This window comes from Sphingomonas pseudosanguinis (genome assembly GCF_052056765.1).
GTDB classification, from domain to species: Bacteria; Pseudomonadota; Alphaproteobacteria; order Sphingomonadales; family Sphingomonadaceae; genus Sphingomonas; species Sphingomonas pseudosanguinis.
Genome location: NZ_CP189888.1, coordinates 2,407,943 through 2,422,668, shown reverse-complemented (window position 1 = coordinate 2,422,668; position 14,726 = coordinate 2,407,943). Strand labels below are relative to the sequence as shown.

Genomic DNA, 14,726 nt, shown 5'->3' with positions numbered 1-14,726 from the left:
GCATGGTGGAGGGGTGTCCCTGCTGGCCGTGACACCCCTCCGTCAGTCCTTCGGACTGCCACCTCCCCTTAAAGGGGAGGATTAGTTTGCCTGATGCACCTCCACCGGCTGGACCTGCGGATAGGGCATCACCAGCGTCCCGTCCGGCGCTGCGGTGTAGGTCGTCTGGGTGGGGTAGGGGATGGAGATGCCCTCGGCGGCGAACCGTTTCATCAGGCTCACCAGCACCCGGTTGCGGGTATCGTGCGCGGTGGCCCAGTCGTCGCCGGGCACGTCGAACTGGAGGGCGAAATCCAGGCTCGACGCGCCGAAGCTTTCGAAGCCGGCGCGGGCGACCTTACCGCCTTCGCCCTCGACGATCTCGGTCAGCAACTGGGGCAGTCGGGCCAGCGTTTCGGGCGGGGTTTCATAGGCCACGCCGATCATCAGCGAGATGCGCACATGCTGGCGCACCGTCTGATTCTGGATTTCCTTGTCGAGGAGGTTGCGGTTCGAGATGATCCGCAACTCCCCGGTAAAGGCGCGGATACGGGTCGATTTCAGGCCGATCGCCTCGATGATGCCGGTCGTATTGTCATAGGCGATCTTGTCGCCGCGGCGGAACGGCCGGTCGAAGATGATGGCGAGCGCGGCGAACAGATCGCCGAAAATGCCCTGCGCGGCCAGACCGATGGCGATGCCGCCGACGCCCAGACCCGCGACCAAGCCGGTGACGTTGACGCCCAGATTGTCGAGCACCACGACGAGCGCGATGGCGAACAGCACCACCGTCACCAGCAACCGGATCAACCCCATGGCCGAGAGCAGCGCCTCGCCCGAATAATGTTCGGAGCGGGTGCGATGCTCGATCGTGCCGAGGATCAGTTCGCGCGCCCAGATCGCCGCCTGGAACACGCTGGCGACGGTGAACAGGAAGCTGATCGTCTTGGCGACCTCGCCCGGCGCGCCGGCATAGCCGGACACCAGCTGCGCGGCGAGGGTGACGATGAAGAACAGGTTCGTCCGGGCAATGGCATGGCCCAGGATCACACCCCAGCCGCCCGCGAAACCGGGCTTGCGGCACAGCCGGTCGCCCAGTCTGCGCACCCAGAGCAGCGCCAGCACGATGACCGCGCCGGCACCGATCGCGATCAGCACCTTCAGCCAATAGACCTGGACCCAGTCATAGGTGGCATCGACGACCCCCTCGACCTGATCGGGGATGTGCGAGCCGTCGAAGATCGGCGCCTTGGGCGAGGATTTCGCCATGGGGACTCCTTTAAGTCGGGGCAATTGGGGAGGAACGGCGCGGTCAGGCCGCCTTACTGGCCGGGGTTCCGGCCTCCAGAAATGCGATCAGCCCGCATTCGATGCGGGACAGTCCGGCGCGGGCACGGGGCAGGCGCAGGGTCTTGCGAAACGCCGCCTGGCCATCCTTGACGAGCGCGATCAGCGACGGGTGGACATAGGACTTGCGCGCGATCGCGGGCGTATTGCCCAGCTTCTCGACGACCGGCTCCAGCATCGCCTTCAGGCTCAAATCCGCCTCGGCGAGTGCCAGCGCCTCGAATGCCGCGACGCTGGCGGCCCAGGTGCGGAAATGCTTGGCGGTGAAGTCGCACCCCGTCGCCTCGCGGATATAGGCGTTGACGTCGGAGGAGGAGACGGGGTTCGCCTCGCCATCCTCATCGACCCAGGCGAAGAGATGCTGTTCGTCCAGATCCTGGCACCGCTTCACGAAGCTGGCGAGCGAGCGGTCGGTCAGCGTCAGGTCGCGCATCTTGCCCGACTTGCCGCGATAGCGCAGGCGCAGCGTCGTGCCCTTCACCTGGCCGTGGCGCTTGCGCAGCGTCGTCGCGCCGAAACTCTTGTTAGTGGCGGCATAGGCCTCGTTACCGACGCGCAAATGGCCATTGTCGAGCAGCCGGACCACGGCGGCGACCGCGCGCTCCTTGCACAGGCCGCGCTTCTTCAAATCGGCCTCCACCCGCTTGCGCAGCGCGGGCAGGGCGTGGCCGAACGCGGCGCAGCGTTCATATTTCGCCGCCTCCTGCGCCTCGCGGAAATCGGCGTGATAGCGATATTGCTTGCGACCCTTCTCGTCCCAACCGACCGCCTGGATATGGCCGTTGGCGCGCGGGCAGAACCAGGCGTCCTTATAGGCGGGGGGCAGGCCGATGCGGTTCAGCCGGTCGATTTCGTCTGCGTCGGTGATCCGCTCGCCCTTGGCGGTCCAATAGGCCCATTTGCCGCGCACCTTCGTGCGCGTGATGCCGGGCTTGCTGTCATCGCAAAAGACTAAACGGGTCGCCATCGCACTCCCTCGGGTCACCTTTGCAAATGCGTCGCTGGTCGCTTCGTTCCGGAACGGCCGATGCGGTCGCGGGTTCTCGTCTAGCCTATCCCCCGAGGCATCCCCCGACAGGAGTTTTCCATCATGGCCGATCTTTCCCAGGCACGCGTCCTGATGCTCGCCGCCGACGGCTTCGAGACCGTCGAACTGTTCGAACCGCGCAAGGCGCTGGAAGCCGCCGGCGCCAAGGTGCAGCTCGCCTCGCTCAAGTCCGACCCGATCCAGGGCATGGAAGGCGACATCAACAAGGCCGAGACGGCGACCCCCGACCTGACCGTCGACGAGGTCGATACCGATGATTACGACGCGCTGGTCATCCCCGGCGGCACCTGCAACCCCGACAAGCTGCGCCTAAACGAGCGCGCGGTCGAGATCGTCACCGAGTTCATGGAGGATGACAAGATCGTCGCCGCCATCTGCCACGGCCCCTGGCTGCTGGCCGAGGCGGACGTGATCGATGGCCGCCGCCTGACCAGCTATCCCTCGATCCGCACCGACCTGTCCAATGCGGGCGCGGACGTGGTGGACGAGGAGGTCGTGGTCGACGGCAACCTGATCACCAGCCGCAAGCCCGACGACATCCCCGCCTTCAACAAGGCGATCCTGACCGCGCTGGAAGAGGAACTGGCCGACGAGGAAGAGACCGAAGAGGCCTGATCCCGCCACGGGACACTGACGGGCGTCGCATCCGGCCACCGTGCGTGGCAGGATGCGGCGCCCGCTTGCTTTCAGGATGATGCCATGCGTCTGGTTCCGCTGTTGCTTCTCGGTCTGACCTCCGGCGTCGCGCTGGCGCAAGGGGGTGCGCAGCCCTTCATGGTCGGCGCGCGCGGGTTCGCCAGCTTGCAGGATGCGGTCAATGCGATCGGCGATGGGGAGGGGGACATCCGCATCGCGCCGGGCACCTACCGCGAATGCGCGGTGCAGGCCGCCGGCCGCATCCACTATGTCGCGGTCGAACCGGGCAAGACGATCTTCACCCGCATCGCCTGCGAGGGGAAGGCCGCACTCGTCCTGCGCGGACGCGGCGCGCAGGTGGAGGGCATCGTCTTCAGCCATATCGAGGTCGGCGACGGCAATGGCGCGGGCATCCGTATCGAGAAGGGGCCGCTGAGCGTCAGCAACGCGATGTTCCTCGACAGCCAGTCGGGCATCCTGTCCGCCGACGATCCGAGTGGCACGGTCAGCGTCGACCATTCGACCTTTTCGGGGCTGGGCCACGACCCGACCGGCACGGGCGCGCATGGCATCTATATGGGCCGCTATCGGTCGCTGCGCGTCACCGCCTGCCGGTTCGAGCGCGGGCAGGGCGGCCATTACGTCAAGAGCCGCGCGCCGATGGTCGAGGTGCTCGACAGCAGCTTCGACGACAGCCATGCGCACATGTCGAACTATATGATCGACCTGTCCAACGGCGCGAAGGGCCGGATCGCGGGCAATGAGTTCGTGGTCGGCCGAGACAAGGACAATCACTCGACCCTGATCACCGTCGCGCCGGAAGGGGCGAAGAACGACTCGTCCGGGCTGGTGGTCGAGAATAACCGCGCGCGATTGGCGCCGGGGGCGGACTTCAAGCCGGTGTTCGTCGGCAATTGGTCGGGCGAGCCGATCGTCCTGCGGGGCAATATCCTGGGAGCGGGTATCACCCCCACCGCACGGCGCTGGATGTAAGTGTAAGCGGTCGGCCGGTCTCCCAATTCCTCCCCTGTAAGGGGAGGTGGCAGGGCGCAGCCCTGACGGAGGGGTGTCACCGGCTGCGAGGGCGGGACTTCATCACGACCGGCGACACCCCTCCACCATGCTGCGCATGGTCCCCCTCCCCTTGCAGGGGAGGAATTGTTTCACACCGCCTTCGCCCCGCGCGGCAGGTCGGCGCGGCGCTGCATCTGTCTGGTCCGCGCCTCACGCGTGCGACGCGAGAGATAGGTGTCGAGGCCGATCTGCGCGGCCATCAGCTGGAAGAGGAAGGGATTGAACGCGATCCCGACGAACGCACCCCCTAGCAGATAGATGAGCTGCGCATGTTGCAACGCGCCCGCCAGCGTGCCGCCCCAGTGCAGCGGATCATCGACCGCGCGGTAGCGACGGCGCAGCGCCTCCATCCGCAACAACCCCGCCAGATTGATCCCCAGCCATAGGATCAACCCGGGCCAGCCCTGCTCGCCGAGCATCTCGAAATAGCTGGAGTGATAGGCACGGCCCCGATCGGTCGCCTTGCGCCGCTCGATCGTCGAATCATGCGCGCTGCCCTCGACCGAGGTCAGCTCGAAGCTGAGCGAGTTCTGCAGATAGGCGTTGAACCCCCCGCCAAAGGGGTGGGAGCCGACATAGTCGAGCGTCCATTTCCACACCGCCAGCCGGGTCGAGGCGGATTCGTCGCCCTGATAGGTGCGGATCGTGTCCATCCGCTGGGTATAGGAGGAGGGGAGGAGCGGAACGGCGATCAGCCCCGCCACCGCCACCATGCCGATATACAGGAACCGCCGCTTCACATCGCGCAGCATCAGGATGCCGAGCAGCCCGATGCACAGCAGGCCGGTGCGCGCCGAGGTGCCGATCGGGATCAGCAGGCAGGCAAAGACCAGCGCATAGGAAAACACCCGCACCCGCCAGTCGGGCGGAAAGATGGTGCCGTGCGATGCCAGCCACAGGATGACCGGGATCGCCGAGATGGCGACGGCGGAGATGATGCTGCCCTCATAGAGACCGGTATTGTTGGTCACCATCAGGTTCAGCTCGCCATAGCCCCCGCCCGAGAATAGCGTCTTGATCCCGCCGACGATGACGATCGAGGCGAGCGACAGGATCATGAACAGCAGCAGCGCCTCGATCCGCAGCCGGGTGCGCAGCGTCAGCGGCAGGAACACGGCGAAGGCCAGCGCCTTCCACACCCAGTCCCATTTCTGCAGCGCCTCGGTCGGAAAGTCCGCGCCGAAAAAGGTGGTTAGGCCGCAATAGATCAGCAGCATCAGGATCGCGCCCTGCCGCACCGTGAAGCGGCTGTCGCGCTTGTCGTCGACCAGCACCCAGGCCATGACTGCCGACACCACCGCGATCAGCGAGATGGGCACGGCGTTGAGCAGATAATAGGTCAGCCGCTGGGGCGAGACGATGTCGATATAGATATAGGCGAGCACCAGCAGGAACGGCCGCCGCAGCCCCATGGCGAACAGGCTGAACAGGAATCCGATCAGGAACAGGTCACGCATCGGGGCGCCGCCCCTTGTGTCCGGCATGCGGATCGGGTGCCTCGTTGTCCAGATCGCGCCGCCCGAGCAGCCGCCAGGCGGCGATCAGCATCAGGCCGTGGGTCAGGAGCAGGACGAAGCCGTCGATCATCTGCCCCTCCCTCTTTTCCGCAAGTGGCACGATCCCGCTTATAAACCGTCGGTTGACGCGGCGTTAAGGCCTGTCATGACAGGCGAAATCCATGCGTATCCTGCATATCCTCGACCATGGCCTGCCGCTGCAAAGCGGATACACGTTCCGCACGCGCGCCATCCTGAAGGCACAGCAGGCGACGGGGCACGCGGTGGCCGCCGTCACCGGGCCGCGTCAGGGGCCATCACCCGATGCTTGCGAGACGATCGACGGGCTGACCTTCCACCGCACCCCCGCCGCGATGCCGCAGGGGTTGATAGGCGAGGCGCGGGGGCTGGCGGCGCATGTCCGCGCGATCACGGCGGCGGTCGAGGCGTTCCGGCCCGACATCCTCCACGCCCATTCGCCCGTCCTGAACGCGCTGGCCGCCTGGACGGTGGCGCGGCGGCGTGGGCTGCCGCTGGTCTATGAGATTCGCGCCTTTTGGGAGGATGCGGCGGTCGGCAACGGCACGGGTACGGAGGGGAGCGCCCGCTACCGTGCCACGCGTGCGCTCGAAAGCTGGGCCTGTGCGCGTGCCGATGCGGTCGCGGTGATTTGCGAAGGTTTGCGCGGCGACCTGATCGATCGGGGGATCGCCGCCGACAAGATCATCGTCTCGCCCAACGGCGTCGACCTGACCCTGTTCGGCCAGCCGCCGGCGCGCGATGATATTCTAGCGCGCGAACTGGAGCTGGAGGGGGCCGAGGTGATCGGCTTCATCGGCAGTTTCTATGATTATGAGGGGTTGGACGACCTGATCGCCGCCATGCCGCGCCTGGTGGCGGTGCGGCCGGCGGCGCGGCTGTTGCTGGTCGGCGGCGGCCCGATGGAGGCGGCATTGCGCGCGCAGGCCGATGCCTCGCCGGTGGCGGATGCGATACGCTTCATCGGCCGCGTGCCGCATCAGGAGGTCGAGCGTTATTACGGGCTGGTCGATGTGCTGGCCTATCCGCGCAAGAAGATGCGGCTGACCGATCTGGTCACCCCGCTGAAGCCACTGGAGGCGATGGCGCAGCGCCGGCTGGTCGCGGCGTCGGATGTCGGCGGACACCGCGAACTGATCCGCGACGGCGTCACCGGTACGCTGTTCCCGCCCGACGATCCCGCCGCACTGGCGGATGCGCTGGCGGCATTGCTGGCGGACCGGGCGCTTTGGGACGAGCGGCGCGCGGCGGGCCGACAGTTCGTGGAAACCGAACGCGATTGGGCCGCAAATATCCGGCGTTACGAACCTGTTTACCAGCGCTTGGTAGCAAAGGCTGCGACGAGACGCTCATGACCTTCACCGCTACGCCCTCTTCGCATCGCTTCCTCCCCGCCCTGATCGGCGGGGCGGCCGGCGTGTTGATTGCCTTTCTCTTCCTGATCGCGCCCGTCTGGCGGCTGGAGATGCTGGTCACCCAATTGGGACTGGCCGACATCCTATCCGCCGCGCGGCCGCCCCTGGGAACCAAGGCGCGGCTGCTGCTCGCCTTCGGAGCGGGCGCCGGCGCGGGGGCGGTGGTGTGGGCCGCCGCCTATCTGCTTTGGGGGCCGGGTGGGCTGCTCGCCCGGCGGACGCCAGCGGTGCGGGACGAGGCGGACGCGGATTATGTGCCCGCCGTCCGCCGTTCGGACCGCCACCCTGACGCGCCGCCGCGTCGCCCGCTGCTCGCCGCCGAGCTGGGCGCGCCGCCCCCGCCGGCGAGCGAGGACGACGAAGAGGAGCGGACGCTGCCCGCCGATCTCGACCAGCCACTCGCCGCCTTCGACCCCGACTCGATGCGTGCCGTGCCCCGCGAGCCGATGCCGATCGCGCCGATGCACGAGCCCGATGTCGAGGAGAAAGGCGCGAAACTGCCCCCGCCCGACCCGCAGAATGATTCGATCGAGTCGCTGCTCGACCGGCTGGAGCGCGACGCCGCGCGCCGCAAGATGAAGCGGCCCGACTGAGCCTTTAGCCGCCGCGCCGCATCCACCGCAGCAGCGGGCGCTCGACCGTGACATGGACCGCAACGCCCAACAGCCCACCGGCCAGCACCAGCAGGATGAACCACGGGACGGGCGGCAACGCGACGCCCAGCCGCGTGCCGATCTGCCACGCGACACCGATCCCGATCAGGTGGAACAGGTAAATGGCATAGGAGGCCCGGCCGATGCCGATCAGCGATTGCGGCCAGCGCAGCCGCGCCTCGCTTCCCGCCGCCCCGCCGATCATCGCGGCGGCGGACAGGCCGTAGACCAGCCGCGCGGCCACGCCATAGCCATAAAGCCATCCCGCCGCTTCCATCGCCCAGCCGCCGAGGAAGACGATCGCGCCGACCGCCGCGATCCCGGCGGCGACGCGGGCTGGGGGAGGGCGGACGTATAGCATCTGCGCGGCCGCCATGCCGAAGAAGAACTCGATCGCGAAGATGTTCGTCGCTAGGCCCCCGCCGATCGGCACGATTTGCGCCGTCACGATCGCGAGCAGCCACAGCGCCATTGCCGCCAGACCCGCCAAGCGGTGGAGCAGCAGCAACGCGAAGATCAGATAGAACATCACCTCATATTGCAACGTCCAGGCGAGCGGATGCAGCGGCACGGTGGTGCTGGGCCACAGCAGGATCGACAGCAGGACCCGCCCCGGCGCGGGCCAGCCATGCCCGCCCGCCAACGCGATGGCGATCGTCGCGGCCAACGCCAGCCAATAGACGGGATAGATGCGCATGACCCGCCGCCGCGCATAGCGTGGCATAGTGGCTGGCTGCCCCACATCGCGGCGATGGATGAACAGGAGCAGGAAGCCGCTGAGCACGAAGAACAGGTCGACGCCATTATGTCCGGGCCGCATCAGCGCGCGCAAGGTCGGCGTCCCAAAGGCGAGATCGACATGGGTGGCGGCGTGGCACAGCAGGACCGCGATCGCGGCGACACCGCGCAACGCCTCGATCCCCGCCAGCCTGTGCCGCTCCACCCCCGATGTCATGCCCTGTCGCCCCTCAGCCCCATGGTGAAGGCTAGGCGGTTCGTCCGCAGCGCGTAAGCCACGGCGTGGCGGCGACTGTGCCGACATGACATGAAAAAGGGCGGCGGGACTGAAATCCCGCCGCCCTTTTCAAGTCAACCCTTCCTCCCCTGTAAGGGGAGGTGGCAGGGCGAAGCCCTGACGGAGGGGTGTCCCACTATCGAGAGGGCGACACCCCTCCACCAGCTTCGCTGGTTCCCCTCCCCTTGCAGGGGAGGAAAGGGAAGGCGGAGGCTCCGAACGCTTCGGTGCCTCCGCCGCCGGCCTTTACGCCGCCAGGTTGCGCAGCACGTACTGCAGGATGCCGCCGTTCAGGAAATATTCCAGCTCGTTGACGGTATCGATGCGGCACTTCGTCAGGAAGGTCTCGGTCGAGCCGTCCTTGCGGGCCAGGATCACTTCGACATCCTGACGCGGGCGAAGGTTCGCCACGCCTTGGATGGTGAATGTCTCGGTGCCGTCCAGCTTCAGCGTCTCGCGGGTCACGCCCTCGGCGAACTGAAGCGGCAGGACGCCCATGCCGACCAGGTTCGAACGGTGGATACGCTCGAAGCTTTCGGTGATGACCGCACGCACGCCGAGCAGGTTGGTGCCCTTCGCCGCCCAGTCGCGCGACGAACCGGTGCCATATTCCTTGCCCGCAACGATGACGAGCGGCGTGCCGTCGGCCTTGTGACGCATGGCGGCGTCATAGATCGGCATCACTTCGCCGTCATACTGGGTCATGCCGCCTTCGACGCCGGGCACCATCTCGTTCTTGATGCGGATGTTGGCGAAGGTGCCGCGCATCATCACGTCATGGTTGCCGCGACGCGCGCCATAGGAGTTGAAGTCCTTCTTGGCGACCTGATGCTCCTGCAGGAAGGTGCCTGCCGGGCTGTCGGCCTTGATCGAACCGGCCGGGCTGATGTGGTCGGTCGTGATCGAGTCGCCCAGGATGGCGAGCGGCTTGGCCTCGATGATGTCGGTGACGGGCTTCGGCGTCATCTCCATGCCCTCGAAATAGGGCGGGTTGGCGACATAGGTCGACGCGGCGGGCCAGGCATAGGTGTCGGAGCCGGTGACTTCGATCGCCGACCACTTGGCATCGCCCGCATAGACGTTGCCGTAGCGCGAGCGGAACATCTCGTCGTCGATGTTCGCATCCATCAGCGAACGGACTTCCTCGTTCGAGGGCCAGATGTCCTTCAGGTACACGTCCTGGCCGTCCTTGCCCTGACCGATCGGCGTCTCACGCATGTCCTGCGTGACGGTGCCCTTCAGCGCATAGGCGACCACCAGCGGCGGCGAGGCGAGGAAGTTGGCGCGCACGTCGGGCGACACGCGGCCCTCGAAGTTGCGGTTGCCCGACAGGACCGAGGCGGCGACGATGTCGTTGCCGTTGATCGCCTTCGAGATCGGCTCGGCGAGCGGACCCGAATTGCCGATGCAGGTGGTGCAGCCATAGCCGACCAGGTTGAAGCCGATCGCATCGAGATCGGCGGTCAGGCCCGCCTTGTCGAGATAATCGGTGACGACCTGGCTGCCGGGGGCGAGCGAGGTCTTGACCCAGGGCTTGGGCTTCAGACCCAGCGCGTTCGCCTTGCGGGCGACCAGACCGGCTGCGACCAGCACCGACGGGTTCGAGGTGTTGGTGCAGCTGGTGATCGCGGCGATCACGACGTCGCCGTCGCCGATGTCATGGCCACGGTCGTCGACCGCGACACGCGCGGGGGCGTCCTTCTTGTACACCTTGGCAAGGTCGGCGTTGAACACGTCGTCGACTTCGGTGAGGACGACCTTGTCCTGCGGACGCTTGGGACCGGCGAGCGACGGGACGACCGTCGACATGTCGAGCTCCAGCGTGTCGGTGAAGACGGGGTCGGCGGCATCGTCATGACGCCAGAAGCCGTTCGCCTTGGCATAGGCCTCGACCAGGGCGACATTCTCGTCCGAACGCGCGGTGAGGCGCATATAGTCGAGCGTCTTGTCGTCGATCGGGAAGAAGCCGCAGGTCGCGCCATATTCCGGCGCCATGTTGGCGATCGTCGCGCGGTCGGCGAGCGTCATCGACGACAGGCCGGGGCCGTAGAACTCGACGAAGCGGCCGACCACGCCCTTGGCGCGCAGCATCTGGGTGATGGTCAGCACCAGATCGGTGGCGGTGATGCCTTCCTGGAGCTTGCCGGTCAGCTTGAAGCCGACGACTTCGGGGATCAGCATCGACACGGGCTGGCCCAGCATCGCGGCTTCCGCCTCGATGCCGCCGACGCCCCAGCCGAGCACGCCCAGGCCGTTGATCATCGTGGTGTGGCTGTCGGTGCCGACCAGCGTGTCCGGGTACGCGATGGTCGCGCCGCCCTTGGCGTGCTCGCCGCTCTCGGTCGAGGACCAGATGGCCTGACCGATATATTCCAGGTTCACCTGGTGGCAGATGCCGGTGCCCGGCGGAACGACCGAGAAATTGTCGAGCGCCTTCGATCCCCACTTCAGGAACTCATAGCGTTCCATGTTGCGCTGATATTCGAGGTCGACGTTATCCTCGAACGCCTGCGGCGTGCCGAACTCGTCGACCATGACCGAGTGGTCGATGACGAGGTGGACGGGGACCTGCGGATTGATCTTGGCCGCGTCGCCGCCCAGCTTGGTGATCGCGTCACGCATCGCGGCGAGGTCGACCACGCAAGGAACGCCGGTGAAGTCCTGCATCAGCACGCGGGCCGGGCGATACTGGATCTCGCGGTCCGAACGCTGGGTCTTCTGCCAGTCGACGATCGCCTGGATATCCTCGCGCGTGACGGTCTTGCCGTCCTCGAAGCGCAGCAGGTTCTCCAGCAGCACCTTCATCGAGAAGGGCAGGCGGCTGATGTCGCCGAGCTGCTCGGAAGCCTTGGCGAGGCTGTAATAGTCATAGGTCTTGCCGTCGACGTCGAGCGTCGAGCGGGTGTTCAGGCTGTCCTGGCCTATCGCAGTCATGGGCGTCCCTTCTTGGTCGAGCCGAACGCGCCAGGGGGACACGGCAGCATGCAGCCGCGAGCAGGCGCGCCGGGGATAAATCCGGTTGACACGCGCGGCCTTAGCAATGGGGAAGCCCAGTGGAAAGGGTGTCGACCGCCAAATCGCGCGGCAATCCGTCGACCATCGCGGCCGCTCGTCGCAGCCGTGGAAAAAGGCGTGGAACACCAAGGTCGAATGGCTGGTTTAAGCCCGATGGACGGAGTCAGGACAATGCACGGCGCGGTGGTTACCTCATATGTCATGTCGCATGGCGGGTTTCGCTATGGCCATATGGCAATGGTGGCCGCGAACGGTTCGCGTGGCATCCGTCGCAATCGGTGGCGGCGATGACCCGCGACATACCGGGGCGGACGGGCCGTCCCGATCCGATCGTCGCGGTCGGTCTGCTCACGCAACGCGATTTGGACGTCCTGGGCACTGGCTTCCGCCGGTCGTTCCCCGTGCGCGAGGACACCGCCTTCGACGATCTGCTGCACGCGCTCGACTCGATCGAGGCCATCGGGGTGCCCGGCAAGTCAAGTTGAGACCCGGTGCGCGGGGTCCGCGCCCATCCGAAAAAACCGGATCGGCACCGCTTCGGACGCTGAACGACTTGGCGCGGGTGCACCTCCCCGGCTAGGGCGATCCGTGTCGCCGGCTTTTCGTCCGGCGCGGTCGGAAAGAGAGATGACTCCCGAACGCTTTGCCCTGCTTACCCGACGCCATCGAGAATGCCTGCGTGGCGTGAAGGCGTTGAAGGGATCGAAGGAGATCGCCGCCGAACTCGGGCTCGGGAAATCGACGGTCGACAGCTATCTGGCCGAGGCGGTGCGTCTGCTGGGCGCGCGCAATCGCCGCGATGCCGCCCTGGCGCTGGCCGAATATGAGGCTGGCGAAAACGACCAAGTCATTGAAATCGAAGAAGAACCAACCCCCAATAAAGTTATACCCGATTCTGCGGGGCTGGTCGAACCGGCGCCGGCCGTGGCACCTCCATCGGCACCGGATGGGAGTACGGTCGGCGGGGCGGTGCAGGACGGCCATGTCCACGCATCGCCCCGCTTGTCTCTTCCCCTCCGGCGGCAAGGTCAGACCCGCAACGACATGAACATCGCCGAAAGGCTGTTCTGGGTTCCCACGATCGCGATCGCACTCGCCATCGGCTTTGGCATGCTGGCGACGGGATTGGACGTCATGACCCGCGTGATCGGGCGTCTGTCGCACCTTGCCGGATGACACCATCTTCCCCGCGCCGGTCGGCACGGGGCTCCAGGTTCGGGCAATGAGTTCGGGGGAACAGGCGATGATCACGGAACAGGACGCAGCGCTTCAGGTGACCCAGCTGCTGTGGAAGTTGGAAAACGAACTCGATGCCGCCTTCTCGACGGTCGGCGAGCTGGCGATGGCGCTGCCACGTGCGCGCGCCGAGGCCCGGCTGTCGGCAGTGGTTGGCCAGCATGCCTTCGAGCAGATCGGCCAGGCGATGCTCGCCATCGGCACCGCGCGCGGCCATACCGTGCAGAGCCACCGCATCCTCGAAAAGGTCGGCAAGACGATCGGTTTCGACGCCGACGATTATGGCGATACCCGTCCCAAGCCGCCCGAAGTGACCGGCAGCGTCGCGCCGATGCCGCTTCGCGTCGCCGCCTGATTGCGGCGTAGCGACGTGTCCCGCATGGCCTGGCCGCAACGGAGCGCGTCGTGACGCATGTCTATGTCTTTCTCGCGCTGCAGACGCTGGTCTGTCTGTACGCGATGATCTGTGGCGGCCGGCCGGAGCGGTGGACGGCGATCATGCTGTTCTTCGCCTCGGTCGCCACGCTGCTTCTGCCATTCGATCCGTCGACCAGTTTCCGGACGGTGGAGAAGCTGGAACTGCTCATCGATTTGTCGCTGATGGCCGGGCTGGTGACGGTGGCGCTGCTTGCCAATCGCTTCTGGCCGTTATGGCTGGCGGCGCTCCATCTGCTGGCGATCGGTATTCACGGCGTGCGCGGGTTCGATACCGCGCTGGTGCCGTGGATGTATGCCGCAGCGGGGGGCAAGCTGGCCTATCCGATGATCGGACTGTTGGCCGCCGGCGTGCTGCGGCACCGGATGCGCGTGGCGCGATATGGCCATGATCCGGACTGGTCCCTGCCATGGCGGGGCGCGCGCGATGGCACCTGAACTCTATATGCTCGACTGGCCGGCCGAGGACCGCGCCAGCCTGGAGCGTTTCACCGAGACGATGACCGAGGTGCGCAGCCGCATCCAGGCCATTTCGGGCGATGCCGGCGGCGTTCCGGTGCCGCGCCTGCCGCGCATACCCACGGCGCAGGAATGCGCCCGCGTCATCCTGCGGCGACGGCTCGACCTGCGGCGGATGGCGGGGGATCATGCCGACATGCTGGGCGATCCCGCCTGGGAGATGCTTCTGGCCATATTCCAGTCGGATACGCCCCAATCCGACACCGCGTTGTTCGATATGATCGGCCTGTCGGGGCGGGCGCAGACCGGGCCGCGCTGGGTCGCGCTGCTGATCGATCGCGGATGGCTGGTCCGCGAGGATGCGGGGCTGCGCCTGGGGCAGACCGGCCGTGCGCTGCTGGAGCGCTATTTCGCGGACTTCTGATCACCGGCGGGGTCGGTGCAACTCCCGGCGCGGCCAAGGGTTCATTCCAGACACGACCATGGGTGAGGAGACGGAGACGATGGCCGAGGATATGGGCAATGGTGGCGGCGCGGGCGCGATCGGTGGCGATATGGGCGCGGGCGCCTTTTCCGACCGGTTGAAGGGCGCGGGCGAGGCGATGCAGGCTTCGGGACAGAAAATGGCCGAGGGCGGCTCGGCGGTGACGCTCAAGATGCTGGAACAGGCCGAGACCAACACGCGCGAGGCGTTCGCCGCGATGCGTCAGGCCGCCTCCGCCCGCGATCTGTCGGACGTGATGCGCATCCAGTCCGATTTCATCCGCGAACAGGGCAACCGATCGATGTCGCAGGTTCGCGAGATCGGCGAGATGATCGTCCAGTTCGGTCGTGACGCCGTCGGCACCGCGCGCGGCGAGAAATAATCGGTCATCCCCG

At 66.6% G+C, this 14,726-nt stretch carries 16 protein-coding genes; 10 read left to right on the top strand and 6 right to left on the bottom strand.

Annotated features, from left to right (window positions below; translation table 11 throughout):
* Positions 1–81: 81 nt before the first annotated feature.
* Together ACQHGV_RS10890 and ACQHGV_RS10885 are read right to left on the bottom strand one after the other, a co-directional pair.
* Positions 82–1,248: a mechanosensitive ion channel family protein gene (locus tag ACQHGV_RS10890; protein ID WP_440978208.1), complete on the bottom strand. Its 1,167-nt coding sequence runs from the start codon at positions 1,246–1,248 to the stop codon at positions 82–84.
* A 43-nt stretch (positions 1,249–1,291) separates the two neighbouring features.
* Positions 1,292–2,293 carry a DNA topoisomerase IB gene (locus tag ACQHGV_RS10885; RefSeq protein WP_440978207.1) on the bottom strand — a complete coding sequence of 334 codons (1,002 nt, stop codon included), beginning with the start codon at positions 2,291–2,293 and terminating at the stop codon, positions 1,292–1,294.
* Between the two features lie 123 nt (positions 2,294–2,416).
* Here ACQHGV_RS10885 and ACQHGV_RS10880 point away from each other — a divergent pair, with 123 nt between their 5' ends.
* Positions 2,417–2,989: a type 1 glutamine amidotransferase domain-containing protein gene (locus ACQHGV_RS10880; protein WP_058715412.1), complete on the top strand. Its 573-nt coding sequence runs from the start codon at positions 2,417–2,419 to the stop codon at positions 2,987–2,989.
* Positions 2,990–3,073: 84 nt separating this feature from the next.
* The gene (locus tag ACQHGV_RS10875) at positions 3,074–4,003 is read left to right on the top strand and encodes a right-handed parallel beta-helix repeat-containing protein (protein ID WP_440978206.1); all 930 of its coding nucleotides are present in this window, start codon (positions 3,074–3,076) and stop codon (positions 4,001–4,003) included.
* 170 nt (positions 4,004–4,173) lie between these two features.
* Here ACQHGV_RS10875 and ACQHGV_RS10870 read toward each other — a convergent pair whose 3' ends face one another.
* Positions 4,174–5,541: a putative O-glycosylation ligase, exosortase A system-associated gene (locus tag ACQHGV_RS10870; protein WP_440978205.1), complete on the bottom strand. Its 1,368-nt coding sequence runs from the start codon at positions 5,539–5,541 to the stop codon at positions 4,174–4,176.
* Entirely contained in the window at positions 5,534–5,671 is a 138-nt protein-coding gene (locus tag ACQHGV_RS10865) for a hypothetical protein (protein WP_409787203.1), read from the bottom strand. Before ACQHGV_RS10865 ends, ACQHGV_RS10870 begins: the two co-directional genes overlap by 8 nt.
* A gap of 91 nt (positions 5,672–5,762) precedes the next feature.
* Between ACQHGV_RS10865 and ACQHGV_RS10860 the strand changes: the two genes are divergently transcribed.
* Both ACQHGV_RS10860 and ACQHGV_RS10855 read left to right on the top strand, forming a co-directional pair.
* Positions 5,763–6,974, top strand: a complete 1,212-nt coding sequence (locus tag ACQHGV_RS10860) for a TIGR04063 family PEP-CTERM/XrtA system glycosyltransferase (protein ID WP_440978204.1) — start codon at positions 5,763–5,765, stop codon at positions 6,972–6,974.
* The gene (locus ACQHGV_RS10855) at positions 6,971–7,627 is read left to right on the top strand and encodes a hypothetical protein (RefSeq protein WP_440978203.1); all 657 of its coding nucleotides are present in this window, start codon (positions 6,971–6,973) and stop codon (positions 7,625–7,627) included. Before ACQHGV_RS10860 ends, ACQHGV_RS10855 begins: the two co-directional genes overlap by 4 nt.
* 4 nt (positions 7,628–7,631) lie before the next feature.
* On the opposite strand, the gene ACQHGV_RS10850 is transcribed toward ACQHGV_RS10855, so the two are convergent.
* Together ACQHGV_RS10850 and acnA are read right to left on the bottom strand one after the other, a co-directional pair.
* Positions 7,632–8,642 (bottom strand): acyltransferase family protein, encoded by a 1,011-nt coding sequence (locus ACQHGV_RS10850; protein WP_440978202.1) that lies wholly within the window; start codon positions 8,640–8,642, stop codon positions 7,632–7,634.
* Positions 8,643–8,948: 306 nt separating this feature from the next.
* Positions 8,949–11,636, bottom strand: coding sequence for an aconitate hydratase AcnA (gene acnA / locus ACQHGV_RS10845; RefSeq protein WP_440978201.1), 2,688 nt, complete (start codon positions 11,634–11,636; stop codon positions 8,949–8,951).
* A 368-nt stretch (positions 11,637–12,004) separates the two neighbouring features.
* On the opposite strand from acnA, the gene ACQHGV_RS10840 reads away from it, so the two are divergent.
* The 6 genes from ACQHGV_RS10840 to ACQHGV_RS10815 all read left to right on the top strand — a co-directional run bounded on the left by ACQHGV_RS10840 (position 12,005) and on the right by ACQHGV_RS10815 (position 14,713).
* A complete protein-coding gene (locus tag ACQHGV_RS10840; RefSeq protein ID WP_183950558.1) occupies positions 12,005–12,202 on the top strand; it encodes a hypothetical protein in 198 nt (65 codons plus the stop codon).
* Between the two features lie 142 nt (positions 12,203–12,344).
* Positions 12,345–12,893 carry a helix-turn-helix domain-containing protein gene (locus tag ACQHGV_RS10835; protein WP_440978200.1) on the top strand — a complete coding sequence of 183 codons (549 nt, stop codon included), beginning with the start codon at positions 12,345–12,347 and terminating at the stop codon, positions 12,891–12,893.
* A gap of 67 nt (positions 12,894–12,960) precedes the next feature.
* Entirely contained in the window at positions 12,961–13,308 is a 348-nt protein-coding gene (locus ACQHGV_RS10830) for a hypothetical protein (protein WP_409787210.1), read from the top strand.
* Between the two features lie 50 nt (positions 13,309–13,358).
* Positions 13,359–13,826 (top strand): hypothetical protein, encoded by a 468-nt coding sequence (locus ACQHGV_RS10825; RefSeq protein ID WP_440978199.1) that lies wholly within the window; start codon positions 13,359–13,361, stop codon positions 13,824–13,826.
* Positions 13,816–14,271 (top strand): hypothetical protein, encoded by a 456-nt coding sequence (locus ACQHGV_RS10820; RefSeq protein ID WP_440978198.1) that lies wholly within the window; start codon positions 13,816–13,818, stop codon positions 14,269–14,271. Before ACQHGV_RS10825 ends, ACQHGV_RS10820 begins: the two co-directional genes overlap by 11 nt.
* 58 nt (positions 14,272–14,329) lie before the next feature.
* Positions 14,330–14,713 (top strand): phasin family protein, encoded by a 384-nt coding sequence (locus ACQHGV_RS10815; protein ID WP_183950562.1) that lies wholly within the window; start codon positions 14,330–14,332, stop codon positions 14,711–14,713.
* The last annotated feature ends 13 nt before the right edge of the window (positions 14,714–14,726 follow it).

Bases quoted from the DNA above. Each gene is read 5' to 3' on its own strand.
- ACQHGV_RS10865 (WP_409787203.1), bottom strand. From the start codon at position 5,671: ATGATCGACGGCTTCGTCCTGCTCCTGACCCACGGCCTGATGCTGATC.
- ACQHGV_RS10820 (WP_440978198.1), top strand. From the start codon at position 13,816: ATGGCACCTGAACTCTATATGCTCGACTGGCCGGCCGAGGACCGCGCC.
- ACQHGV_RS10885 (WP_440978207.1), bottom strand. From the start codon at position 2,293: ATGGCGACCCGTTTAGTCTTTTGCGATGACAGCAAGCCCGGCATCACG.
- ACQHGV_RS10815 (WP_183950562.1), top strand. From the start codon at position 14,330: ATGGGTGAGGAGACGGAGACGATGGCCGAGGATATGGGCAATGGTGGC.
- ACQHGV_RS10870 (WP_440978205.1), bottom strand. From the start codon at position 5,541: ATGCGTGACCTGTTCCTGATCGGATTCCTGTTCAGCCTGTTCGCCATG.
- acnA (WP_440978201.1), bottom strand. From the start codon at position 11,636: ATGACTGCGATAGGCCAGGACAGCCTGAACACCCGCTCGACGCTCGAC.
- ACQHGV_RS10830 (WP_409787210.1), top strand. From the start codon at position 12,961: ATGATCACGGAACAGGACGCAGCGCTTCAGGTGACCCAGCTGCTGTGG.
- ACQHGV_RS10860 (WP_440978204.1), top strand. From the start codon at position 5,763: ATGCGTATCCTGCATATCCTCGACCATGGCCTGCCGCTGCAAAGCGGA.
- ACQHGV_RS10890 (WP_440978208.1), bottom strand. From the start codon at position 1,248: ATGGCGAAATCCTCGCCCAAGGCGCCGATCTTCGACGGCTCGCACATC.
- ACQHGV_RS10835 (WP_440978200.1), top strand. From the start codon at position 12,345: ATGACTCCCGAACGCTTTGCCCTGCTTACCCGACGCCATCGAGAATGC.
- ACQHGV_RS10840 (WP_183950558.1), top strand. From the start codon at position 12,005: ATGACCCGCGACATACCGGGGCGGACGGGCCGTCCCGATCCGATCGTC.
- ACQHGV_RS10880 (WP_058715412.1), top strand. From the start codon at position 2,417: ATGGCCGATCTTTCCCAGGCACGCGTCCTGATGCTCGCCGCCGACGGC.
- ACQHGV_RS10850 (WP_440978202.1), bottom strand. From the start codon at position 8,642: ATGACATCGGGGGTGGAGCGGCACAGGCTGGCGGGGATCGAGGCGTTG.
- ACQHGV_RS10875 (WP_440978206.1), top strand. From the start codon at position 3,074: ATGCGTCTGGTTCCGCTGTTGCTTCTCGGTCTGACCTCCGGCGTCGCG.
- ACQHGV_RS10855 (WP_440978203.1), top strand. From the start codon at position 6,971: ATGACCTTCACCGCTACGCCCTCTTCGCATCGCTTCCTCCCCGCCCTG.